Below are 22,693 nucleotides of genomic sequence, written 5' to 3' on the forward strand. Positions count from 1 at the left end.
ACACACTTTTTGAGTATAATAGTTGTAATAATTAAAAAGAAGGAGGCTATGATGTGTATTCCTCACAGTACCGCAGGTACAGTTACACAAACTTTTGTGAAAGAGAAAAAGCCTAAAAAACATATACAAAAACCTTCAAAAGAGATGCTTGAAAAAGGGGATCCTGATTTTGTGGATGAACGGACATCCTCTTATAAACCAAAAAAGAAAGGTTCTTTTTTTGATGACCTTTTCTCGTAGAAAATTTTTACAGGCAAGTTTTCTTTCTGGTGCCGTTTTTTTAATGGACGGATGCACCCTTTTTGGCGTGACAACACCCTTGCAAACCTTCACCCTTTTACACAAAGACCTGTTCCCTCAGGCACAGCATTTAGGGATACAAACTGCTCCGTACATGCAAAAAATATTTCATCACAGCCGTATAAGCGATGCGGATAAAACTTTCTTAAAAAACGGTGTGAAATGGCTGAATGAAGAAGCCATTCAAAGCTATAGACAAGAGTATACAAAGCTTTCGCCAATGCAAAGGCAAAGTATTCTTGAAAATATAACACAAACAGAGTGGGGAGAGAGTTTTGTTTATGATGTGATGAACTATATGTTTGAAGCAATGCTCGGTGACCCTGTATATGGCGGAAACAACAAAGAAGCCGGTTGGCAATGGCTCAATTTCAAAGGCGGACAACCCAGACCGCAAAAGGCTTACATGTAATGGCAAAGATATAATGGTTGATGTATGTATAATCGGCAGCGGAGCAGGCGGTTCTCCCGTAGCGTATGAGCTGGCAAATGCCGGGTTCAGTGTTGTTGTTTTGGAAAAAGGGCAAAACTATACAGAGCGTGATTTTAACAAAGATGAAATAGCCGTCACACGACGTGATATGTTTACCCCGCCGCTGAGTGAACAAAAACATATTATAAATGAGTATAACGCAGACGGTAGTTTTACCCGTTATGACGGGGAAGCATCGGGCTGGAATTTTTGGAACGGCTCTATGGTGGGCGGTTCCTCAAACCTGATGAGCGGATATTTTCACAGACTCAAGCCAAATGATTTTAAACTCAAGAGCGTATACGGCGAGATCAAAGGGGCAAATATTGTTGACTGGGCGATCAGCTATGAGGACTTGGAACCGTATTATGACAAGGTTGAAAAAGTTGTGGGTGTGAGCGGGAAAATTGTCAAACACAAATATCTTGAACCGCGCTCAAGTACAGATCTGCCTTACCCTGAGTTGCAGACAAACGGTGTAACAAAATGGTTTGATCTTGCATGTAAAGAGCTTCATTATACCCCGATACCCACACCGCGTGCCATCTTGTCCCAAAATGCACTTGGACGCAATGCCTGTTACTATTCCAATTTTTGCGGCAGTTACGGCTGTGCAAGCGGAGCAAAGGGAAGCGGTCGTGCCGCTTTGTTGCAAAAATGCAAGGCAAAAATCATTACAGATGCTTTTGTGTACAAACTTCAAAGCAATGATAAAAAAGTGACACGGGCGTACTACTACACAAAACGCGGTATCAGACACTCTGTGCAGGCAAAAATTTTTGTTGTGGCCGCACAGGCGATTGAGACCTCAAGACTCTTGCTTAATTCTAAAAATGAGCATTTTCCAAATGGTTTGGCAAACTCCAGCGGCGAAGTCGGGAAAAATCTTATTTTTTCTGCAGGCGGCAGCGGAAGCGGACGCTTTGTCTTTGAAAAACTGACACCGCAGCAGCAAAAAGAGCTGATGGAAGTCGGTGTTTTTTTCAACCGTTCTTTACAAGACTGGTATGATTTTGAAATGAATGCAAAGATGCAAAAAGGCGGAACGATTGACTTTTTGTTTGAGCATCAAAATATTATTTCCCGTGTGATGCGTGAAGTTTATGATGAAAACGGAAATCTCTTGTGGGGTGATGCCCTTGCCAAGAAAATTAAAAAACGCATAACACGCTCAAGAGTACTGACCTTTGAAGTCTTTAACGACTGGCTGCCCACTGATAAATGCTTTGTGAGTGTGGATGATACAGTCAGAGACAAATACGGTGTACCAGTCGGGGTTATAAATCTCTACGGACATCCGCATGACCTGGAAGTAGGAGAATATTTGGCACAAAAAGCAGTGAAAGTGTTGCAACAGCTTGGGTGTGAAGAGATCGACTATTCCATCTCTTCTGCACCGCCGCCTAACCTTGTTGCGGGCGGATGCAGATTTGGCGAAGATGTCAAAACATCGGTACTGGATAAAAACTGCAAAGCCCATGATTTGGAAAATCTCTATGTCGCGGATGCCTCTTTTATGCCGACAGGCGGGAGTGTTCCCTACACATGGACGATTTACGCAAACGCATTTCGTGTGGCGGATGTTATCAAAGAACAATTAAAGAAGGAAAAGTCATGATAGTCTCAATAGTATTTGCAGCAGGATGTTTTTGGGGTGTTGAGAAACATTTTGAACATATGCAGGGGGTTATCAGTGCCGAATCCGGTTATGCAGGCGGAAATTATCCTAATCCGACCTATGAGAAGGTACTGAAAAACCGTTACACAAAAAACGGCAAAAAAATCATCAACTACACCGAATCGGTCAAAGTCGTTTATGACAATTCTAAAACAGATGCAAAAACACTGATAAAATCTTTTTGGGAACTGCATGACCCGACACAGGCAAACGGGCAGGGCAATGACATCGGAAACAATTACAGAAGCGCTATCTTTTATACAACGCCAAGACAGGAAAAAATTGCGCATCTAACAGAACAAGCCTATCAAAAATTACTTACGAAAAAGGGATACGGCAAAATAACAACACAGATAAAACCGCTCAAACATTTTTATACGGCAGAGACCTACCATCAGGATTATCTGCAAAAACATCCTCATGGGTATTGTCCCAACCATGCTACCGGTGTCAAGTTTCAAAAAGAACAAGCAAAACATGATTTTGTAACACCTTTGGGCGGCAAAGAGATTTTGGTCATTAAAAGTCCTAATTTTTGCCCCTACTGTGAAAAATTTGATGCAGAGGTGGCAAAAAATTACAAAGGTAGAGTGCCGATGCGGACAGTTTTGGCAAGTGATTTGAAAGGCTTTGCAATACAAACAAAACTTTATGCAACGCCTACTGTACTTTTTATAGAAGATGGAAAAGAAATAGCCGGTCATGTCGGTTTTATGAATGAAAAAGAATTTTATAAAGCCCTGGGTGATTTTAAACTGGGTAAAAATTCCGAGAGTTACAAGGTAGCGTTTAATCAGGGCACGGATAACCGCTTTTGCAAACAGTATGATATATTTAAACATACGTCTGAGGGTGTATTTGTAGACAAACTCAGCGGTGAAGTGCTGTTTGACACACGTGACAGGTTTAATTCAGGAACCGGATGGCTCAGTTTTTACAAGGCGGTTGACGGTGCGACAATACAAAAAGAAGATGACAGTTTTGGTATGAAACGCATTGAAATTATTGCGAAAAAAAGCGGTATTCATTTAGGGCATGTTTTTCCTTTGCCTGACGGACGCAAACGGTTTTGTATCAATGCAAGTGTCCTTGAATTTATACCAAGAAAGTAGTTTGGCAGATTTTTAAGAAATATTGGCGTATAATCGTTACATGTAGATTACATGTAAAGGATTTGTGATGGCAACAGTGAGATCGTACGGTGCAACAAAAGAGGTGACAGGTTCGTGTCATGTCCTCAAAATTGATGGCGTGAAAATCATGATAGACTGCGGGATGTTTCAGGGCGAAGATGAAGAGAAAAACGAAGAGGCCTTTTACTTTGAACCCTCGAGTATAGATTATCTTTTGGTGACACATGCCCATCTTGATCATATCGGACGGATTCCCAAACTGGTCAAAGAGGGTTTTAAGGGAAAAATCTATGCTACTGCCGCCACAATGGATTTGGCAGAGATTATTTTGATGGACAGTGCGAAAATAATGAGTGAAGATTTTCAAACAAAGTACAGAAAAGCACTGCGCAAAGGAAGAGAAAAAAAACTTTCAAAACCACTCTACCAGCCTTTGGATGTGGAAAAAACATTTCAAAGTATAGAGTGGGTCAATCCTGAATATGACAAATATTATGATTTATGCGAAGGTGTGAGTTTTGTCTACCGTAATGCAGGGCATATCTTAGGTTCCGCTTTTATCGAACTCTCTTATATGGACAAGAGTGATTCGCATACTATTGTATTTTCAGGTGACATCGGAAATGATAACGGCCTTGTCATGCCAAATTTAAACAAATGTGACAAAACACAAAGTCTGTATGTTGAAACAACCTATGGAGACAGAGACCATCGATCTATTAAGGCAACTATTAAAGAATTTAAAAGGGTCATTGTAAAAACTTTGAACAATCAAGGGAATGTACTCATTCCTTCTTTTGCGATTGAACGTACTCAGGAGCTGCTGTGTATTTTAAGAGAGATGCATGAGAGCGGAGAGTTGCCAAAATGCAAAGTGTTTTTGGATTCTCCCATGGCAACGCGGGCAACGGCTGTATATCGCCAGTATGTCAAGGATTTGACGAAAAAATGCCAGGCAAATATGCAAGAAGACGGAACCGTTTTTAATTTTGATTCGCTTGTCTATACAGAAACACCTGAAGCTTCAAAAAGCATAAATGATACAAAAAGCCGTGCTATCATCATTGCTGGAGCAGGAATGTGCAACGGCGGACGCATTACACACCATTTTAAACACAGAATCTGGGATAAACGCAATGCCGTGATTTTTGTAGGATTTCAGGCTGAGGGAACCTTGGGACGTGAAATCGTCGAGGGAGCAAAATGGATCAATGTTTTGGGAGAAGATATTGTTGTCAAGGCATCTATTCATACAATTAACGGTTTTTCTGCCCATGCGGACAGAGACGGAATATTGGAGTGGATCTCGAGTATGCAAGATTTGAAAAAAGTCTTCTTGGTACATGGAGAACTCAAGAGTCAAAAAGCTTTTAAGAAAATGCTAAATAAAAAACTGCATTTGGATGCGCATATCGTTTCTTTTAAAGAGAAAATAGTTCTCGACTAAGAACTATTTCATGGAACCGCCGCATTTCCCTGCACCGCATTTCATTGTGGGTGCCGGCATGGCTGCACCGCACTTGCCTTCCCCGCATTTGAGTGTCATAATGTGTGTTTTGGGATCTCTTACACAATCATACATTTTTTTTGTACTTTTTGCATTTTTTACACAGTTTTGACGCGGATCATCCTGTCTCATCTGTGCTAAAATATTTTTCTTTTTTTTGACAAGTGCTGCACTGCCGTCAAACATATTTGCGCCGCATTTTCCGGAGCCGCATTTCATCCCCGGCGCCGAAGATTTGGCAACTTTTTTCTCATCGCTGCAGGCACTTATGAAGAGTACAAAAGTGCTGAGCGTCAGTAAAACAATTTTCATTATACCTCCTGATTACAGTTTTACATTTTTTAAACGCAGTGCGTTTGCAATAACAGAAACAGAGCTGAAACTCATAGCTGCTGCGGCAATAATAGGGGAGAGTACAATCCCAAAGAACGGATAGAGTACCCCTGCCGCAATCGGGACGCCGGCGCTGTTGTACACAAAAGCAAAAAAGAGATTTTGTCTGATGTTTTGCATTGTGGCGCGAGAGAGCCGCAGTACTTTTACAATACCCAGCAGATCGCCTTTTATAAGAGTGACTCCCGCACTCTCAATAGCCACATCTGTACCTGTTCCCATGGCAATTCCGACATCTGCCTGTGCCAGTGCCGGAGCATCATTAATGCCGTCACCGGCCATAGCAACGCGTGCTCCATTACTTTGGAGCTCTTTTACAACATCTGCCTTGCCGTCTGGCAGGACATTGGCATATACTTTTGAAATGCCAAGTTTTTTGGCAACAGCATTGGCTGTAAATTCATTGTCTCCACTGAGCATGACAACTGTTATGCCCTCTTTTTCCAATGTATGTACAGCTTCAACAGAAGTCTCTTTTATAGGGTCTTCTATCGCAATAATTGCACAATATTTATCATCTATTGCCATAAAAATAATACCTTTTGCATCATTGCGCATGGCATCTGCTTTTGTCTGGACCTCCTCGATGGAGATACCCTGTTCCTGCAGAAGTTTTTCACTGCCCAGAATTATTTTTTTACCGTCAATTTTGGCAATGACGCCTTTGCCGGGCACCGCTTCAAAATTGTCTACATTGATAAGTGAAATATTTGACTCTTTTGCATAGTCTATAACAGACTGTGCAAGAGGATGCTCACTGGCACGCTCAAGTGAAGCAGCATATTTTATAAGCTCTTGCGTATCATAGCCGGGTGCAGTGAGAAAATCGGTCACTTTTGGTTTTCCAAGCGTCAGTGTTCCTGTTTTGTCTACTACGAGAGTGTCTATTTTTTCCATCGTTTCAAGTGTTTTTGCATCTTTAATCAGTATACCCGAGAGTGCCGCACGACCGGTTGCCACCATAATTGAGATCGGTGTAGCAAGGCCGAGGGCACACGGGCAGGCAATAATTAAAACAGAAACGGCAGCGACAACGGCATACGCCAATTGCGGAGACGGTCCCCAGATATACCAGCCTGTAAAAGCAAGTACCGCTGAAATGACAACTGCAGGTACAAAATAACTTGACACTGTGTCGGCAAGCTGTTGGATCGGTGCACGGGAGCGCTGGGCCTGTGCTACCATCTGGACAATCTGTGCAAGCATCGTATCCGAGCCTACTTTTGTCGCCTGCATAACCAAGGTGCCGTTTTTATTGATGGTAGCCCCTATGAGTGTATCGCCTACTGTTTTTTGCACAAGAACAGGTTCTCCTGTAATCATAGACTCGTCAATATTGCTTTGTCCTTCGATAACAATGCCGTCAACAGGAATTTTTTCTCCAGGTTTGACTCGGAGTTTGTCACCTACATGTACAAGTTCGAGATTTACTTCCTCTTCATTTCCTTCTTCATCTATAATTCTATGCGCTTTTTTTGGCGCAAGATTCAGAAGTGTTTTGATGGCTGTGTTTGTTTTGCTTCTTGCCCGCAGTTCCAGCACCTGTCCTAAAAGAACAAGGGTGGTAATGACGGCTGCTGCTTCAAAGTAAACAGGGACAACACCTTCTTTTGTGTGCATTAAAGGCGGAAAAATTTCAGGAAAGAAAAGAGCCACGACACTGTAAAGATAGGCGGCTCCCACACCCATGGAAATGAGTGTAAACATATTGAGGTTCCATGTTTTTACCGACTGGTAGCCTTTGACATAAAAAGGCCAGCCACCCCAAAGTACAACAGGCGTTGCCAGAACAAATTCAATCCACTGTACTAATTGTGCACTCAGCCAGGAGGGAATATACTGCGGAGTAATGTCATGAACCATTGCCAGGGCAAACAAAGGAATTGACAAAACGGTGCTTATCAAAAAGCGGCGGCTCATATCGTCAAGTTCTTCGTTTTTCTCTTCGGCCTGTACGGTGACAGGTTCAAGATGCATACCGCATATAGGGCAGTTTCCCGGTTCATCACGGATGATTTCGGGATGCATGGGACAGGTGTACTGTGTCTTAATCGTCGGCAGTGCCTCAACCTCTTTTTCAAGGGTCATGCCGCATTTTGGACAGTTTCCAGGATGATTTTGGTGAATCTCAGGGTGCATAGGGCAGGTATAAAATACATTGCCTATTTCACAGGAATCATCAATACAGTATATATTTTCTTCTTCTGTGTTTTCTTCTGTTTTCTTTTCACTCATAATACACCTCCAAATCAGTGTTTCAGCAGTTCTTTTTTTCGTTTATACTCTTCTTCGTCTATTTCGCCGTTTGCATACTTTCTGTCTAAAATATCTCGTGCCGATTCTCTGTCAGTGTTGTTATTGTTGTTGATAAAATAAAAAAGCGCAAAAATTAAAAGCAACGGTATAATCCATCCTAAACCCATTGTAAACCCCCATCCTGTCATTGCATGATCAAACATACTGTTTCCTTTAAAAAGCACTCATAAGAGTACGCAAGTTATTGAAAATTTCGCTCATATGCTGTTTAAAATCTTCGTCTACATCGACTGCATTGAGCATCTCTTCTATGCCGATTGTCGCCAGAACCGTTTTACCGTTTTGTTCGTAAATGGATATTCTGCAGGGAAGATACACGGAAATTTCGGCAATGGCATTGAGTGCCATGTTTGCAGCAGGAGGATTGCAAAGTTCATACACTGTGATTGGTGTTTTAAGTTCAAATCCCTTGCTTTTCAATATCTTTTGAAAATCATAAGACCCCAATACACCAAAACCCAATGTTTTTGCTTTTTTCTCAAGCTGTGCTTTGACTGTTTCAAGAGGAGTGCTCGTTTGTGTTTTGTAAATCATCTTCTATCCTTTTAGAATTTATTTTAGAAAAGTATAGTAAGAGTTTGTGGTGAATTTGTGAGTTTCGTAAAAGATGTCATGCTATGGAGGAGAAAAGTCTATAGCATGACAGAAAAAAAGGAAGTGTTAGAAAACCGCACGTAATGTAAAGTATATTTCATTGCGTTTTTGAGAATTTTGATTAAAGACATAATCAAACTGACATTGCACATTTTCTTTGTAAAAATATTTGACAGCCAGAAGTTGTGCATTGTCTGCAGAGTTTGTATATGCACCGTTGTCTGCCGCCCTGTAGCCTGCTGAGAACATAAGAATATGTGCAACAGGCGCTATTTCACCCATAATGGTAGCTGCTTTTACCTTGTTTGGAGTCTGTGCAAAGAGACTGCCTTGTTTTGCCTGGGCATAGGTGAGAAAAACACTCACAGGAAGTGTATCAACGGATCCCATAGCCTGAAAGTTCAGTGCGAATTTGTCTGTTTTATCTTCTATTTTTGGTAAAGATGTATTCGCATCATCTCTTGAGGCTGTTCCCCACCAGATTTGAGTGCTCATGCCAAGATCCCAGTTGCCGACCTGCGGTGTAAAAGCAAGGGAAGCGTAATGTGCGGGTGTAACACCTGAGACGGTACCGACAGTTGGTACATAGGCAGAGTAAACACCGTACCATAAATCACTTGCAATATAAAAGCCGATACCTTCTGCGGCAGCTTCTTCTCCTGCATTATTGACAATGTAAGACTGCGCAGATGTGACAGAAACAGCTTCAAGTGTCTGCCCGTTTGCTTTGGAACCGGTTGCCAGTGTGTCATAAGAAGCGGCTGCTCCAAATTCACTTGTTCGGTAAAATACAGTTCCGAGTGTATAGTTTGGAAGTTCATAGACAACAGGCACTACCAAAGTAGCGAGTTGAAATACAGGATCATTTCCGTCTTCTGATTCGTAACCGATTTCGGTAAATACACCAATATTGTTGGCAACACGCCCCGCTATCATAAAGCCAAGAGCCTGTGGAAACTGAATTTGGGCTGCTTCGGCAGGATCTTCTCCTTGAACATACCCGATTTTAACATTCAAAGAGAGGTTGAGTGTGTCTGTCAGTGAAAGAAATTTCCCGTTTTGGTCATCATAAATCGACTTTTGTGCACCGACCATTGTGTAGCCGCTTGCCTTAAAGCTTCGTCCGAAACGATTGAGCGCAGGAAATCCGTTTTGTGAATGGCAGGCATTACACGAGATTCCCATCTGTCTTGCAAATGCCGGAATAGCGTAAGCATTTGTTACAAAAGTGACGAGACTGATACCGAGTAAAAAAAACATTTTTAACATAATATACCCCTTATTCTTAAGTTTTAAAATTAGTTTTGAAATGCAAAACAACACTTAAGATATTGATACGGTATCAAAAAAGTGTGATGAGTTTGTGAGGAAATACTGTAAGCCAAAAAAAGCTTACAGGTTTAGTAGCGAATTAAAACCAAAATCGAAGACCAAAAGTCGCATAAGCTTCATTAAGCGGAGAGTAGGTATTTGTTGTCCCAAAGTTTTTTGCCCATTCAATGCCGACATAGGGGGCGAACTGTCTTCTGAATTCATATCGAAGTCTTGCGCCGAGAGTAAGATTTGAGATGCCTGAACCGTAACCCATAGTCGGGGCATCTTTTGCATAGGCATCGAGTGTAAATTTTGGTGTGAGGATGAGTCTTTGGGTGATGAGTGCCTCATATTCCATGTCAATTCTCAGACCAATATTGCCATCGTCACTAAAAAGTAAAGCTGCCCGTGTTTCAAAAAAGTAAGGAGCCAGGCCGGAGAGAGCAAGAACGCCCCATGTTTTGTTGTTTGATCCGGCTATATCGTAACTGATACCGGCCTGCACATCCCAAAAAGGGGCAACCGCACGGGAGTAAAGGAGTTGATTTTCACTGCTTGCATCGCCACTGTTGGGCTTTTCTCCCTCACTGTAGAAGTAGAGTTTGTTGAGATCATAGCCAATGTATCCATAGGTGTCCCAGTAAAGATTTTTTTCGCTGTTTGTCTGGTACTCCAGGTTGTCAGCGGTAAAAGTTGCACGCAGGGTATCACCACCTCCACCGGCAAAAGAGAGCGTTGCCAGAGTCGTTAAAAGTGTTAATTTTGTGAGTATATTTTTCATCATAAATCCTTTAATCAACCACGACTTTTCTAAACATATCTGTCATGTGATAGAGTAAGTGGCAGTGGTACGCCCATGCACCTTTTGCATCCACTGTGACACGAAAGCTTATTTTGGAACCGGGCTGTGAGATAATAGTGTGTTTGCGTACCAAATGATTTTCATCACCGGTTTCAAGATCACTCCATAAGCCATGCAAATGCATTGGATGGTTCATCATAGTGTCATTTATATAAGTGATACGCAGACGTTCGCCGTAATGAAACTCCAAAGGTGCCGCTTCATGATAAGGAATACCGTTAATAGACCACATGTAACGCTCCATATTTCCTGTTAGATGCAAAACGATCTCTCTGTCTGGATATCTGTCTTCTTTTGTAGAGCGCAAAGAGCGTAAATCTGCATAGGTTAATACTTTTCTTCCGTTGTTTCTTAGTCCGACACCCGGGTCATCGAGTCTGTACTGCGGATTCATTGCCCGCATGGTTGTGCCGACATCCCATCGTATTGGCAGTTTTGTAAGGGGAATGGGCTTTTGTAGAGATGGCATTGATTGTTTCTTTGCCATATCCATACTTTTCATCTGTGCCATATCTTTACTCATGCCCATATCAAGCATTGTAAGTGCTTGCGGCGGATCCATTTGCGGCACTTCTGCCAATATATTTGCATCTGTTGAGAGGTTTCCGAGTGCATAGCCTTTTCTTGCTATACTTTGTGCAAAAATAGCATAGGCTTTGTCATTTTCGGGTTCAACTATGACATCATATGTCTCTGCAACACCTATGCGAAACTCATCCACATCCACAGGCTGTATATTATTGCCATCTGCTGCAACAACTTTCATTGTAAGCCCTGGAATGCGAACATCAAAAAATGTCATTGCGGCTGCATTTATAAATCGAAGCCGTACTTTTTCTCCGTTTTGAAAAAGTGCCCTAAAACGTGTTGCCGGATTTTGCCCGTTCATCAAAAAAGTATAGGTGTAGGCTGTTACATCAGAGAGATCTCTGTCTGACATACGCATTTTATTCCACATTTGACGTGCTTTAAAGGCTTCAACAAATCCTTTGTCTTTGACTTCCCAAAAGAAATCGCCGACAGTTCTTCTGTTAAAATTATAATAATCAGGAAAAAGCTTCAGTTTTCGGTAAATAGCTGCGGGTTTTTCATCTGAATAATCGGATAAAAGGACAACATAGTCTTTGTCGTATTCATAGGGATCTTTCTCTTTTGGTTCTATGACAATGGCGCCGTAAACACCTGTCTGTTCCTGAAAAGCAGAATGGGAATGATACCAAAAGGTTCCGCTTTGACGGACGGTAAATGTATAGGTAAATGTCTCTCCCGGCGCGATACCGTCATAGCTGATTCCCGGAACGCCGTCCATTTGGTAGGGTAAAATGATACCGTGCCAGTGAATAGAGGCGGATTCGTTGAGATTGTTGGTTACGTGTAAGGTAATTGTGTCGCCTTCGCGCCATCTGAGTGTAGGACCCTGCAGCATAGCATTGACTGCCGTAGCATATGAGGGTTTTCCTGTTACATTGACAAGAGTTTTGTCTATAGACAGATTAAAAACCGTTCCTGAGAGTTCTTCGGTCTTTTTGCGCTTTTTAACTGTGTCGGTTGAAGCGTTGAGGTTTATTCCGTAAAGCATTGCACCTGAAGCGACAACGCCTTTGACAAAAGTTCTTCTTGATAAAGAGTGTTTATTGTGTTTCATAAGAATGCCTCGTATAATAAATTTATCAAATCATTACATCCAAAGGAGTAGTGATTTGATATTTATTTTTTAGTTTTTGATAAAGTTGTTATGTTTGTCAAATACTAAAACAACTTACAGTTAAAGAGTTGAATGACAGTCATTTTTCCTTATGAGGTGTAATGCCAACTATCTAAGAAAGCATACTGCGTTTAACCTGAGTAACTTACCCATAGGATGCCAGGATGAGTTCTATCTCAATCCTCTATCGTTACGAGGCTGTAAGAAAAAAGTTAAACATACGAAAGGATGTACAGATGCACTATTATGTAGGTATAGATATAGCAAAAGGTTTTCATGTTGCCTGTGTGGTTAATCAAGATGATAAAGTGATAAAGAAGTCACTTAAGTTCAGCAATGATGAGAATGGCTTTAATGAGCTACTTTTACTTTTAAACTCCATTGATGAAGTATCAACCTTTACCATTGGTATGGAAGCCACTGGAATTTTCTTTGAAAATCTCTATCTTTATCTGAGTGAAAAAGGATTTAATGTACTATTACTCAATCCTTATCAAACAAATAGATTTAGAGAGATGGACAGCATGAAGAAAGTAAAAAATGACAACATTGATGCTTTAATGATAGCAGCTCTTATTAAATCAGGCAGATACTCTAAAGCCTATGTAAGTGAAGATACTTATCAGAGTATCAAATCACTCTATAGACATAAGAATAATCTACTTGAAGAGATGAAAAAGCATAAAAGACAAATCTCTACACTCTTAGCTGTGGTATTCCCAGAGATGGAACAAGTGATAAGAGATCCCTTTAATGTGACAGGCTTGGCACTTTTAGAGAAGTATCCAACTGCAAAGCATTATCATCATGCGAGTGTAGAGAGAATACTAAAAACCTTTCGGGGTATCAAAGGCAATAACTTCAATGAAGAAAAAGCTACAAAGCTTTTAGAGTTAGCCAAACACTCTGTTTATCAAGGCAATGGTGTAGATGAGAGAGCTTATGTTATTAAATCTCATATCCGAGTGATTAAGCTTCTACAAGAGGAGCTTAAAGAGCTTGAGAATGAGATGTTAAAGCTTTTTAATCAAACACCGCAACTTGAGAGTAATGAAGAGCAAGAGATTATGAATATTATTGATAATCTTAGAACCATACCAGGTGTGAGTGATAAAACCATCTTTGCTCTTATTAGTGAGTGTGGAGACTTAGCGCGATTCAAAAATAATTCTCACTTCATTGGTTATTTAGGTCTTTATCCTACACTAGAGCAATCAGGTAATAAACTCACCTACGGTGCAATCGCAAAAAGAGGTGCAAAGCTTGCTAAAAAAGCTCTCTATCAAGCCGCTATTGCTGCCATTAGGCATAATGAGCAACTCAACAAGCTTTTTCTTGACAAGGTCTCTCAAGGTAGAGCCAAAAAGGAAGCTGTTGTGATTGTTGCAAGGAAGCTTGCACATATCATTTTAGCTATATATAAAAACAATGTTGCCTATAACCCACAAAGGGTATTTCAAGCATCACTATCCTAAAGTTTAATTCAACTATTTAACAATAAGTTGTTATAGAACTTGATAAACACTATATAGGAAATTATATAAATTGTCCTATACCCTCAAGGGGCACCTAGTACCTTATCATTGTCAACCAAACAGTTTTTAGGTGTTTGATCATTGAAACACTTGAGTCAAATTCTAGATAATGACTTTAATAAAGTGCTTCAAAAATCAAACAATCCCAAGAGTTTTATACTCTTGAAAATGTTCTTTGAGGTTTTATTGTTACTGGGCTATTGTTTTTTTTATTTTTTTACTCCGTTTAAGTTATTCTTTATAGGATTGCTTTTTTGTTATTCTGCATTTAAATCAAGTACATCAAATAATTCTTTTGCACCTTCATAGCCGTAATGTATTGAATCCGTTTGGGGTGTTCCGTCACTCTCTATGAGCAAGAATGCGGGATAGCCGAAAACACCGTATTTTTCTTTAATAGCCAGTGTGTCTTTATTGCTTTTATCAGACAAATCAACCACTAAGGCAATATATTTGTTATTAAGAATTTCAATAATTTTTGGATCTTTGAATGTTGTTTCATCGAGTTTTTTGCAAACCTTGCAATATTTTGAATGAAAATAGACAAATACAGGCTTGTCGGTTTGTTTTGCCAGCGCTAATTTTTCATCCATTGTTTTGAGGTTTGGTACTTCTGTAAAAAGAGAAGGTGTTTTTGTAACCGTCTGCAAACTTGATGTTGATTGTTGTACAGCGTTGCTTTTGAGTGGCATATATATGTTGTCATGCCCCATAGCAGCTCCTGTCAAGCTGATAGTTCCCCAAACAAGACACAGTATTGCCAGAGTTCTTAAAAACCTCTGCCATAGCGTCAAGGACTCATCTGTTGTTGCCAAGGGATATATAAATGCGCCGATTATTATAAAATAAACACCCCACAGATACAAAGAAGAAAAGAGTTCAAGCTCGGAAAATATACTTACAGCAACACCTAAAAGGAGAATACCGAAAAAGTACTTTACATAATCCATCCATGCGCCTGCTTTTGGAATCAGATATCCGGCACCCAGACCAACGAGTAAGAGCGGAACACCCATACCAAGAGAGAGTGCAAACATCATCTCTGCTCCCAAAACAGGATTTGCCTGTGCAATGGCAACACTTAGAAATGAGATAATGACAGGCGAGACACAGGCTCCTAAAATAAGGGCCGAGAGTAAACCGAGCAAAAAAACGGCAAAAAAGGTACCGCCTTTAATATTTCGGGTTTGACTGTCAAGTTTTGACTGAATAAAAGAGGGCATTTGCAGGTTGAAAAAACCAAACATAGAAAGTGCCAGCAGAAAAAAGACAAAGCTCATAATACCAATCGCCCAGATATTTTGAAAGTAGGATTGCAGCTGTTCACCTGTAGCCCCGGCAAGAGCACCCATAAGTGTATAGGTCAGTGCTGTGCCAAGAACATAAGCAACAGAGAGGAGTAAACCGTTTTTCTTGGTAAGCTTTTCACCCTGTCCGGCTATAATACTTGAGAGAATCGGAATCATAGGCAGTACACAGGGAGTAAAAGTAAGCAGTAATCCGGCTCCAAAGGCTCCGAGTAACAATCCTAGAAGCGTGTGTGTTTGGAGACTTTCTGCATTGGCAAACAACGGAATTGTTACTAACAGCAGAAAAAGTAAAATAATCTTTTTTCTCATCTTTTTTGCCTTTTAAAAGTTTAATGTTGTTTTAACACGAGACCTTTTTCCTGTTTTAGGTGTGATAAATATATGCAGTTGCCATGTTCCGCTCATTGCAAGATTGAGTGTTGCTTTGTATTTTCCGTTACCAAGATTTTGGGCATTTGCTTTTGAGCTCATAGCAGGCATCCCCGGCATGGCTGGCATAAAGGCTTTGAGTGCTACTTTTGCATCAGTGACAGGTTTGCCGTTTTTCTTGATAGTGACAATAAGTGTGTTGGAACCGGTAGTAAGCGGTTTGTCTGCGGTGATATGTACTGCTGTTGTTCTGAATTTTGCATCCTTGGAGAATGCGGCTGCCTGAACAAGTGTTGTGCCTAAAAGCAATGCGAAAAAGATTTTTGCCAAAGTTTTCATAAGAAACTCCTTTTTGTTTTGTTAGGAGAAGTATATAACTTTTTTGTGGTGTGTTTGTGTAGCACAGGGACAAAAATGTATGACACAAAGATTACACAGGAAAAATATATAATTGACTTTTTAAAAAGGATAAGTCATGACAGATCTGTTTAGAACAAAAAATGAAGGTGATAACTGCTGTACGCCTCAGCCAAAAGGCAAAGTTGCCTGTCCGATATGTGGAGAAAAAGCCAAAGGGGTGCTGGGCAAAACACTGCAGCATCTTTTAACAGAGGAGGCAAAATCAAAACTTTCCTGTTTTGACGGTTTTTACTACTGTAAAACAGCTGCATGCGAAGCAGTCTATTTTCGGGGCGATGAGATACTGACACAGGATGATATGAGCGTTGTCGTCGGACTCAAAGAAGGAGCAACTCCGGCTACTGTATGCTACTGTTTTGGCTGGAGCAAAGAGAAAATAAAAGCGGAATTAGAGGCAACAGGACAAACAACAGCACTTGAAGACATCAAAGCAAAAATGAAAAATCCCGGCTGTGCCTGTGAAGTGCTGAACCCAAGCGGCGGATGTTGTCTTGGAGATGTAAGCATGGCGATAAAAGAGCTTATAACACAGAGTTAGGATGTTAGTGGCACAGATATGCTATAATCTGTCTTATGAAAGCGACAAAAAACAATATCATAGAGTATCTCAAACAGATAAAACCTGAACTTTACAAAAATGGCATCAGCTCAGTCGCTCTTTTTGGGAGTTTTGCAAAAGAGACACAAACAGTTTACAGTGATATTGACATTGCCATATCCAAAGATGAAAATTTCTTACAGACAAACACATCTTATGATTACTTTGATACAGTAGCAACGATAAAATCAAAAATACGAAAGCAGTTTCATAGAAATATAGATATTTTTGACTTAGACAGCAACAGTCCATTTAAAGAGAGTATCAAAAAGGAGCTTATATATGTTTAGTCAAAAATCTGTAGAGAGAATAAAAGTTATAAAAAAAAAGATTCTCTTTATAGAGGAGATAGTGAAACAAAACGGCTCTATTGAGAAAGCGTTAGAAGACGAACAAAATGCAAGAGCAGCTATACTTATGCATCTTACATCCATTTCAGAACAGTTTGATAAATTACTTCATAACGGTGAACTTGAGATACTTTCAAAGTTTGCAAAAGAGGATATAAAAGGAAGTTACGAACTAAGAAATTTTATAGCGCATGATTATGAAGGTGTGGACCTGTATATAGTGGAAGATGTAATAAAAACAAGATTACCCATCATTAAAAAAACGACTGAAGATATACTTATAAACGAAAAATGAAAATATTACTCCTTGAAGATGACACGGCACTGGCAAACATTTTGGTTGATTTTTTGGAAGACGAATATGAGGTTGTGCAGACTTACAGTATGAAACAGGCACTTGAACTCTCGGAAAATGAAAAATTTGATTTGTATATTTTTGACATTAATGTTCCGGATGGCGACGGTATTTCACTACTGCGGGAACTGAGAGACTTCCATGATGAAACACCGGCTATTTTCATTACCGCTTTTCATGATACAAAGTATCTCAAATCCGCTTTTGAATCAGGCGCGAACGATTTTATAAAAAAACCTTTTGATTTGGAAGAGCTGGCACAGCGTATAGAAAACATTAAGAGACATTTTGGACTGGAAAGTCTGGTGAAACTGGATGAACATATCATATTTGACACAAAAACACATATACTCAAAACGCCAGAAAAAATGATCAAACTGACACATAAAGAGAGTGACTGTCTTCATTACTTTTATAAAAACCGTCATCGTGTGGTAAGTTCTGACGAACTGTTGCAAAATTTTTGGGAGTATGAAGATATGCCGAGTGATGATGCTATTCGTACCATTGTAAAAAATCTGAGAAAATACATCGGCAAAGAACATATTGTCAATATCCGGGGAGAGGGCTACAAATTTGAATGAGTTGGAAAAAAAGTCTTTTTACTCTTTTGTAACGCTCTATCTTGTCTCTTCCTTTTTGTTTGTTTTGCTCTCAGGATACTGGTACTACAGCGCACAGAAAAATTCTTTGGAGAGTGCAACCTATTATAAGCTCAACCATATCGCCGACAAACTTTCAGGACTCATAATTAATGCACAGATGAAAGGGACAACATTACAGCTCCCAAATGAAAAAGGGTATGAATACAGTTTGATTGGTGCAAATGAAGCTGCGGGTTTTAAAACAGGATATTATGAAAAAAACGGTTATAAGGTTCTGGTTTCGGATGCACCGCAGGAACATCTGAATATTGAATATGTCCTTGTCAGAACAAAAGAGTATTTCAAACAGCTCAAGGAGCTGCAAAAAAATGTTCTTTTGGTTATGAGTGTGGGTTTTTTCTTTATTGTCCTCATCTCTGTCATACTGGCCAAACTCTTTATGAAACCTGTGCATCAGAGAATGGAGCAGATAGAGAGCTTCATTCAGGATGTCTCACATGAATTGAATACTCCTATAACCGCTTTGAAAATGAGTGCGAGCCGAGCAATCAAGAAAAAAGTTTATGATAAAAAAATATTGACGAATATCTCTATAAGCACAAAACAGCTTGAGAGTATCTATAAGTCACTGACATTTTTAAATTTTAATCAAAAACAGCAAGAAGCAGAGGATGTGAATCTTAAAAATATTTTGGAGCAGACTATCAGTTACTACAGTGAACTTACAAATGCAAAAAATATAAAAATAGAGAGTCAGCTTGAAGAATGTTATTTTCATATAATTCCCTCACGGGCAGAACTGTTGTTTTCCAACCTGCTCTCAAATGCCATCAAATACTCTCTTCCCCAAACAAAAATAAGCATAAAACTTGATAAAAATGCCTTTGTTATAGCAGATGAGGGTGTCGGTATAGAGCAAAAAAAACTTGATGCAATTTTTGAAATGTATAAACGTGAATCAGATATAGCAGGCGGATTCGGTGTGGGTCTGAGCATTGTGAAACAGATATGTAATGCATATGGTATCACAGTCAATGTTACATCCCAACTTGGAAAAGGAACACAATTCACACTTCTTTTTAAATAATAATAATTTTCTTTTAAGAAGAGTTGCCTTATACTTGAGGTAATTCAAATCAGAGGAGAAGAATATTATGACACGAGGAAATTCGATTATTAAAGGCATAGAACCTGAAACAGTGGTGAAGTTGCTTAACAGAGCCTATGCTGATGAGTGGCTGGCCTATTATCAGTATTTTATAGAAGCAAAAGTGATTAAAGGCATTATGAAAGATGCGGCATTTGCGGAGCTGACACAGCATGCAAACGATGAACTCAGACATGCCAATATGGTTGCCGACAGAATCATACAGCTTGGCGGTACACCGCTTCTGAATCCGCAAGAGTGGTTTACGCATACAAACTGCGGCTATGAAGAGCCAAAAAACTTTGATGTGGTTGCCATCCTTGAAGACTCTATAAAAGGAGAACAGTGTGCAATCAGTACCTATTCGGAACTTGCCAATATTGTCAAAGACAAGGATATCATCACTTACGATATGGTTTCTCAGATATTAGCCGATGAGGTAGAGCATGAAGCAGATTTACAGGATCTGCATGATGACATTACAGAATTTGTTCAAAATATAAAAAGTACGATGCAATAAAAAAGAGGATTAAATATCCTCTTTTTGGGAAAGTTGTCGTTTTGCATAGATTTCAAACAGGATCGGAATGATGACAAGGCTCAAAACAGCTGAACTGACAACTCCGCCAAGCATAGGTGCGGCAATACGCTGCATGACTTCGCTTCCTACTCCGTGGGTATACATAATAGGTGTCAGACCTGCCAAAATAGCAAACACCGTCATAAGTTTTGGACGGACTCTTTGTACAGCTCCTTCATAAATTGCGGCATTGAGTTCTTTGATTCCAAAGTTTTTTCCATATTTTTCTTTATATTCATCCACCGCTTCCTGCAGATAAATTATCATGACGATGGCTGTTTCCGCGGCTACTCCAAGGAGTGCCAAAAATCCGACGATAACGGCTATACTCATGGCAAAGTTGAGGATGTCTATATAGATAAGTCCGCCTAAGAGTGCAAAAGGCAGAGTGAAAAAGACAATAATTGTCGGTCCCGGTTTTTTGAGTGCCATATAGATGAGTAAAAAGATGACAACAAGAACAGCAGGCACAATCCAGATGATACGCTTCATAGCAGAATCAAGATACTCTGACTGTCCCGCCCATTCTATATAGTATCCCGGATCAAATTTGATTTGATTGATGAACTTTTGTGCGCCTATTTTATACTCTGTTGCACTGATACCCTCTTTTGGTGTGATATAAATGAAGGTCACAGGTGCTGCCATTTCGCTTTTTATGACAGAAGCGCTCTGTCTGTAAGCCACTTTTGCAAGTGAACCAAGAGGAACAAAGCCAAGTTTGGTTTTGACCTGTATGTTTCTGATGGACTCAAGGCTTCTTCTCTCATTGTCTTCCAGACGTAGTGCGATAGGATAACGTTCAAGACCTTTGTACATTGTTGAAACTTTCATGCCCCCGATGGCAAAAGCTGTGTACTCCAAGAGCGTATCTTTTGTCATGTTGTATCGGGCAAGTTTCTCCTCATCAGGGATAATGTCAATGTAGTATCCGGCACTTGCCTGATCTGCAAATACGGAGAGGGTTTTGTCATACTCCCGCAGTTTGTCTTCTATCTGTTTGCCGAATTTTTGCAAACCTGCCGCATCCATTCCGTAGAGTTTGATACCGATAGGGGTTCGGATACCGCTTAAAAGCATATCGATACGACCGCGAATCGGGTAGGTCCAGGAATTTGTCAGTCCCGGAATCTGCAAAGCGGCTTCCATGTCTTCACGCAGTTTGTCATAGGTCATGCCTTTGGGCCACTCGGACTTTGGTTTGAGCGTGATGATAGTCTCAAGCATACCAAGAGGAGCAGGATCCGTTGCAGTACCTGCACGCCCGGCTTTGCCAAAAACATTTTCTACTTCGGGAAAACTTTTGATAATCTTGTCTGTTTTTTGCAAAAGCTGTTTTGTCTGGTCTATACTGATACCGTAAGGGGTAACAGGCATATACATGAATGTCTGCTCATTGAGCATAGGCATAAATTCCCATTTCAGACTCTTGTAAAGCGGATACATGTAACCAAGAGAGAGTAGAACAAGAACAATGACAAGATATTTTGCTTTGAGGCCGTAGACAATAATTGGACGATAGAGCCAGATGAAAAATCTGTTCAGTGGATTTTTGCTCTCTGGCAGGATTCTGCCTTTGACAAAAAATATCATCAGTGCAGGGACCAGAGTGATGCTCAGCAGTGCGCCTGCAGCCATTGCAAATGTTTTGGTAAAGGCAAGCGGAGTAAACAACAGTCCCTCTTGACCTGTCAGTGCAAAAATAGGCAGGAATGATACGACAATAAGTGCAAGTGCGAAAAATATCGGACGCCCGACAAGCTGTGAGGACTTGAGTATGATAGCAATGCGCTCTTTTTCTGTCGGGATTCTTCCTTCTTTGTGTTCAAATTTGTGCAGCATTTTGTGGGCATTTTCTATCATGACGATGGAGGCATCAACCATGGCACCTATGGCAATGGCAATACCTCCAAGACTCATAATGTTTGAGCCGATACCAAAGATTTTCATCAGCAAAAAGGTAAAACCGACTGTTAAAGGCAGAACAATAATGACAATAAGCGAAGAGCGAAAATGCATCAAGAAAAGTCCAATAATGATGACAACAATAACGCTCTCCTCAATAAGCGTATCTTTTAAAGTGTCTACCGCTTTGTCAATGAGACCTGAACGGTCATAGACGGTGACAACATCCACACCCTCAACTTTAAGCTCTTTCATTTTTTCCTGAACACGCTTAATCATTGTATAAACATCTTCGCCGTAACGTGCCATAACGATACCGCCGACAACTTCGCCTTCGCCGTTTAAGTCTGCCAGACCGCGACGCGGTGCAGGGGTAAGTTCTACCCGTGCAATATCACCGAGTTTTACAGGTGTACCGGCTTTTGTTGTGACAACAAGTCCTCTGATATCATCAAGGTTTTTAATATAGCCTTTGGCCTGTACCATCCACTCATATCCGTTTTTAATGACGATACGCCCGCCTGTATCATTGTTGTTCTTGGCCAATACTCTTTTGATGTCCTGTATGCTGAGATTGTAGCGAACCAGATTGTCATTGTTTACTGTCACCTGAAAGGTAGGAATAAATCCGCCGATACTCGCTACTTCACTGACACCGTCAACACCCATAAGTGCATATTTATAGTAATAGTCCTGGAGGGTACGCAACTCGGCAAGATTCTTTGTTTTTGATTTGAGGGCATATTCATACACCCAGCCCACACCGCTGGCATCGGGACCAAGGGATACATTCATGTTTGCCGGCAATTGCGACTGAATGGAAGCAAGCTGTTCAAGAACACGGCTTCGTGCCCAGTAGAGATCTGTTCCCTCTTTGAAAATGATGTAGATAAGACCGTTCTCATAGGTAGAGTATCCACGTACCGTATCAATATTGGCAATAGCCAAAAACTGTGCAACAAGCGGATAGGTTCCCTGATCTTCGACAATTTCAGGAGACTGTCCTGCCCAATTGATTTGTACAATGACCTGAGGAGGAGACAAGTCAGGCAAAGCATCCAAAGGCGTGTTTTTCATACTCCAAATAGAAGCACCGACAAGAGCAAAAGCCGCCAAAAGAACAATAAACTTGTTTTTTATACTAAAAGCGATGAGTTTTTCTATCATAATTTGTCCATTTTTTTAGTTTTGAAAATTATAGCACGCTAGTGTGTAGCGTTTGTGAGAAATAGTATGAGACAATCA

22 protein-coding genes are annotated in these 22,693 nt (G+C 40.4%); 12 read left to right on the top strand and 10 right to left on the bottom strand.

Features of this window, described 5'->3' with window-relative positions:
• The first annotated feature begins 48 nt into the window (after positions 1–48).
• The 5 genes from ETP70_RS00505 to ETP70_RS00525 all read left to right on the top strand — a co-directional run bounded on the left by ETP70_RS00505 (position 49) and on the right by ETP70_RS00525 (position 5,030).
• On the top strand, positions 49–240 hold the full coding sequence (locus tag ETP70_RS00505) for a hypothetical protein (RefSeq protein ID WP_230973282.1): 192 nt from the start codon (positions 49–51) through the stop codon (positions 238–240).
• A complete protein-coding gene (locus ETP70_RS00510; protein ID WP_188110009.1) occupies positions 224–712 on the top strand; it encodes a gluconate 2-dehydrogenase subunit 3 family protein in 489 nt (162 codons plus the stop codon). Before ETP70_RS00505 ends, ETP70_RS00510 begins: the two co-directional genes overlap by 17 nt.
• A gap of 13 nt (positions 713–725) precedes the next feature.
• Positions 726–2,390 carry a GMC family oxidoreductase gene (locus ETP70_RS00515; protein WP_230973324.1) on the top strand — a complete coding sequence of 555 codons (1,665 nt, stop codon included), beginning with the start codon at positions 726–728 and terminating at the stop codon, positions 2,388–2,390.
• Positions 2,387–3,562: a peptide-methionine (S)-S-oxide reductase MsrA gene (msrA, locus tag ETP70_RS00520; protein ID WP_151899335.1), complete on the top strand. Its 1,176-nt coding sequence runs from the start codon at positions 2,387–2,389 to the stop codon at positions 3,560–3,562. The genes ETP70_RS00515 and msrA overlap by 4 nt, the downstream gene beginning before the upstream one ends.
• Before the next feature lie 67 nt (positions 3,563–3,629).
• On the top strand, positions 3,630–5,030 hold the full coding sequence (locus ETP70_RS00525) for an MBL fold metallo-hydrolase RNA specificity domain-containing protein (RefSeq protein WP_151899336.1): 1,401 nt from the start codon (positions 3,630–3,632) through the stop codon (positions 5,028–5,030).
• 3 nt (positions 5,031–5,033) lie between these two features.
• On the opposite strand, the gene ETP70_RS00530 is transcribed toward ETP70_RS00525, so the two are convergent.
• From ETP70_RS00530 to ETP70_RS00560, 7 genes are all read right to left on the bottom strand, one after another.
• Complete coding sequence (locus ETP70_RS00530; protein ID WP_151899337.1) at positions 5,034–5,402, bottom strand: HvfA family oxazolone/thioamide-modified RiPP metallophore; 369 nt, start codon at positions 5,400–5,402, stop codon at positions 5,034–5,036.
• Between the two features lie 12 nt (positions 5,403–5,414).
• Positions 5,415–7,718 carry a copper-transporting P-type ATPase gene (locus tag ETP70_RS00535; RefSeq protein ID WP_223176107.1) on the bottom strand — a complete coding sequence of 768 codons (2,304 nt, stop codon included), beginning with the start codon at positions 7,716–7,718 and terminating at the stop codon, positions 5,415–5,417.
• 14 nt (positions 7,719–7,732) lie between these two features.
• On the bottom strand, positions 7,733–7,942 hold the full coding sequence (locus tag ETP70_RS00540) for an SHOCT domain-containing protein (RefSeq protein ID WP_151899338.1): 210 nt from the start codon (positions 7,940–7,942) through the stop codon (positions 7,733–7,735).
• A gap of 10 nt (positions 7,943–7,952) precedes the next feature.
• A complete protein-coding gene (locus ETP70_RS00545) occupies positions 7,953–8,333 on the bottom strand; it encodes a DUF302 domain-containing protein (protein WP_151899339.1) in 381 nt (126 codons plus the stop codon).
• A gap of 126 nt (positions 8,334–8,459) precedes the next feature.
• Complete coding sequence (locus ETP70_RS00550; protein ID WP_151899340.1) at positions 8,460–9,662, bottom strand: hypothetical protein; 1,203 nt, start codon at positions 9,660–9,662, stop codon at positions 8,460–8,462.
• 142 nt (positions 9,663–9,804) lie between these two features.
• Positions 9,805–10,488, bottom strand: coding sequence for a copper resistance protein B (locus tag ETP70_RS00555; protein WP_188110010.1), 684 nt, complete (start codon positions 10,486–10,488; stop codon positions 9,805–9,807).
• A 10-nt stretch (positions 10,489–10,498) separates the two neighbouring features.
• Positions 10,499–12,214 (bottom strand): copper resistance system multicopper oxidase, encoded by a 1,716-nt coding sequence (locus ETP70_RS00560; RefSeq protein ID WP_151899342.1) that lies wholly within the window; start codon positions 12,212–12,214, stop codon positions 10,499–10,501.
• Between the two features lie 296 nt (positions 12,215–12,510).
• Between ETP70_RS00560 and ETP70_RS00565 the strand changes: the two genes are divergently transcribed.
• Complete coding sequence (locus ETP70_RS00565; protein ID WP_188109952.1) at positions 12,511–13,749, top strand: IS110 family RNA-guided transposase; 1,239 nt, start codon at positions 12,511–12,513, stop codon at positions 13,747–13,749.
• Between the two features lie 317 nt (positions 13,750–14,066).
• On the opposite strand, the gene ETP70_RS00570 is transcribed toward ETP70_RS00565, so the two are convergent.
• Entirely contained in the window at positions 14,067–15,428 is a 1,362-nt protein-coding gene (locus ETP70_RS00570; RefSeq protein WP_151899344.1) for a protein-disulfide reductase DsbD family protein, read from the bottom strand.
• A gap of 12 nt (positions 15,429–15,440) precedes the next feature.
• Complete coding sequence (locus ETP70_RS00575) at positions 15,441–15,827, bottom strand: FixH family protein (protein WP_151899345.1); 387 nt, start codon at positions 15,825–15,827, stop codon at positions 15,441–15,443.
• Positions 15,828–15,963: 136 nt separating this feature from the next.
• Between ETP70_RS00575 and ETP70_RS00580 the strand changes: the two genes are divergently transcribed.
• From ETP70_RS00580 to ETP70_RS00605, 6 genes are all read left to right on the top strand, one after another.
• A complete protein-coding gene (locus ETP70_RS00580) occupies positions 15,964–16,446 on the top strand; it encodes a putative iron-sulfur cluster-binding metallochaperone (protein ID WP_151899346.1) in 483 nt (160 codons plus the stop codon).
• 35 nt (positions 16,447–16,481) lie between these two features.
• Positions 16,482–16,796, top strand: a complete 315-nt coding sequence (locus ETP70_RS00585) for a nucleotidyltransferase family protein (RefSeq protein WP_151899347.1) — start codon at positions 16,482–16,484, stop codon at positions 16,794–16,796.
• Entirely contained in the window at positions 16,789–17,151 is a 363-nt protein-coding gene (locus tag ETP70_RS00590) for a HepT-like ribonuclease domain-containing protein (RefSeq protein ID WP_151899348.1), read from the top strand. The genes ETP70_RS00585 and ETP70_RS00590 overlap by 8 nt, the downstream gene beginning before the upstream one ends.
• Positions 17,148–17,795 carry a response regulator transcription factor gene (locus ETP70_RS00595; RefSeq protein ID WP_151899349.1) on the top strand — a complete coding sequence of 216 codons (648 nt, stop codon included), beginning with the start codon at positions 17,148–17,150 and terminating at the stop codon, positions 17,793–17,795. Before ETP70_RS00590 ends, ETP70_RS00595 begins: the two co-directional genes overlap by 4 nt.
• Entirely contained in the window at positions 17,788–18,903 is a 1,116-nt protein-coding gene (locus tag ETP70_RS00600; protein ID WP_151899350.1) for a sensor histidine kinase, read from the top strand. The genes ETP70_RS00595 and ETP70_RS00600 overlap by 8 nt, the downstream gene beginning before the upstream one ends.
• Before the next feature lie 67 nt (positions 18,904–18,970).
• A complete protein-coding gene (locus ETP70_RS00605; RefSeq protein ID WP_230973283.1) occupies positions 18,971–19,483 on the top strand; it encodes a ferritin-like domain-containing protein in 513 nt (170 codons plus the stop codon).
• A gap of 9 nt (positions 19,484–19,492) precedes the next feature.
• Here the strand turns inward: ETP70_RS00605 and ETP70_RS00610 are convergent, their stop codons facing one another.
• The gene (locus ETP70_RS00610) at positions 19,493–22,615 is read right to left on the bottom strand and encodes an efflux RND transporter permease subunit (RefSeq protein WP_151899352.1); all 3,123 of its coding nucleotides are present in this window, start codon (positions 22,613–22,615) and stop codon (positions 19,493–19,495) included.
• Between the last annotated feature and the right edge of the window lie 78 nt (positions 22,616–22,693).

It is taken from the genome of Sulfurimonas hydrogeniphila (assembly GCF_009068765.1).
Taxonomy (GTDB): domain Bacteria; phylum Campylobacterota; class Campylobacteria; order Campylobacterales; family Sulfurimonadaceae; genus Sulfurimonas; species Sulfurimonas hydrogeniphila.

Coding starts and splice junctions, on each gene's coding strand:
- ETP70_RS00595 (WP_151899349.1), top strand. CDS start 17,148: ATGAAAATATTACTCCTTGAAGATGACACGGCACTGGCAAACATTTTG.
- msrA (WP_151899335.1), top strand. CDS start 2,387: ATGATAGTCTCAATAGTATTTGCAGCAGGATGTTTTTGGGGTGTTGAG.
- ETP70_RS00555 (WP_188110010.1), bottom strand. CDS start 10,488: ATGAAAAATATACTCACAAAATTAACACTTTTAACGACTCTGGCAACG.
- ETP70_RS00550 (WP_151899340.1), bottom strand. CDS start 9,662: ATGTTAAAAATGTTTTTTTTACTCGGTATCAGTCTCGTCACTTTTGTA.
- ETP70_RS00605 (WP_230973283.1), top strand. CDS start 18,971: ATGACACGAGGAAATTCGATTATTAAAGGCATAGAACCTGAAACAGTG.
- ETP70_RS00575 (WP_151899345.1), bottom strand. CDS start 15,827: ATGAAAACTTTGGCAAAAATCTTTTTCGCATTGCTTTTAGGCACAACA.
- ETP70_RS00580 (WP_151899346.1), top strand. CDS start 15,964: ATGACAGATCTGTTTAGAACAAAAAATGAAGGTGATAACTGCTGTACG.
- ETP70_RS00505 (WP_230973282.1), top strand. CDS start 49: ATGATGTGTATTCCTCACAGTACCGCAGGTACAGTTACACAAACTTTT.
- ETP70_RS00535 (WP_223176107.1), bottom strand. CDS start 7,718: ATGAGTGAAAAGAAAACAGAAGAAAACACAGAAGAAGAAAATATATAC.
- ETP70_RS00510 (WP_188110009.1), top strand. CDS start 224: ATGACCTTTTCTCGTAGAAAATTTTTACAGGCAAGTTTTCTTTCTGGT.
- ETP70_RS00560 (WP_151899342.1), bottom strand. CDS start 12,214: ATGAAACACAATAAACACTCTTTATCAAGAAGAACTTTTGTCAAAGGC.
- ETP70_RS00540 (WP_151899338.1), bottom strand. CDS start 7,942: ATGTTTGATCATGCAATGACAGGATGGGGGTTTACAATGGGTTTAGGA.
- ETP70_RS00610 (WP_151899352.1), bottom strand. CDS start 22,615: ATGATAGAAAAACTCATCGCTTTTAGTATAAAAAACAAGTTTATTGTT.
- ETP70_RS00590 (WP_151899348.1), top strand. CDS start 16,789: ATGTTTAGTCAAAAATCTGTAGAGAGAATAAAAGTTATAAAAAAAAAG.
- ETP70_RS00530 (WP_151899337.1), bottom strand. CDS start 5,402: ATGAAAATTGTTTTACTGACGCTCAGCACTTTTGTACTCTTCATAAGT.
- ETP70_RS00515 (WP_230973324.1), top strand. CDS start 726: ATGGTTGATGTATGTATAATCGGCAGCGGAGCAGGCGGTTCTCCCGTA.
- ETP70_RS00585 (WP_151899347.1), top strand. CDS start 16,482: ATGAAAGCGACAAAAAACAATATCATAGAGTATCTCAAACAGATAAAA.
- ETP70_RS00545 (WP_151899339.1), bottom strand. CDS start 8,333: ATGATTTACAAAACACAAACGAGCACTCCTCTTGAAACAGTCAAAGCA.
- ETP70_RS00570 (WP_151899344.1), bottom strand. CDS start 15,428: ATGAGAAAAAAGATTATTTTACTTTTTCTGCTGTTAGTAACAATTCCG.
- ETP70_RS00525 (WP_151899336.1), top strand. CDS start 3,630: ATGGCAACAGTGAGATCGTACGGTGCAACAAAAGAGGTGACAGGTTCG.
- ETP70_RS00565 (WP_188109952.1), top strand. CDS start 12,511: ATGCACTATTATGTAGGTATAGATATAGCAAAAGGTTTTCATGTTGCC.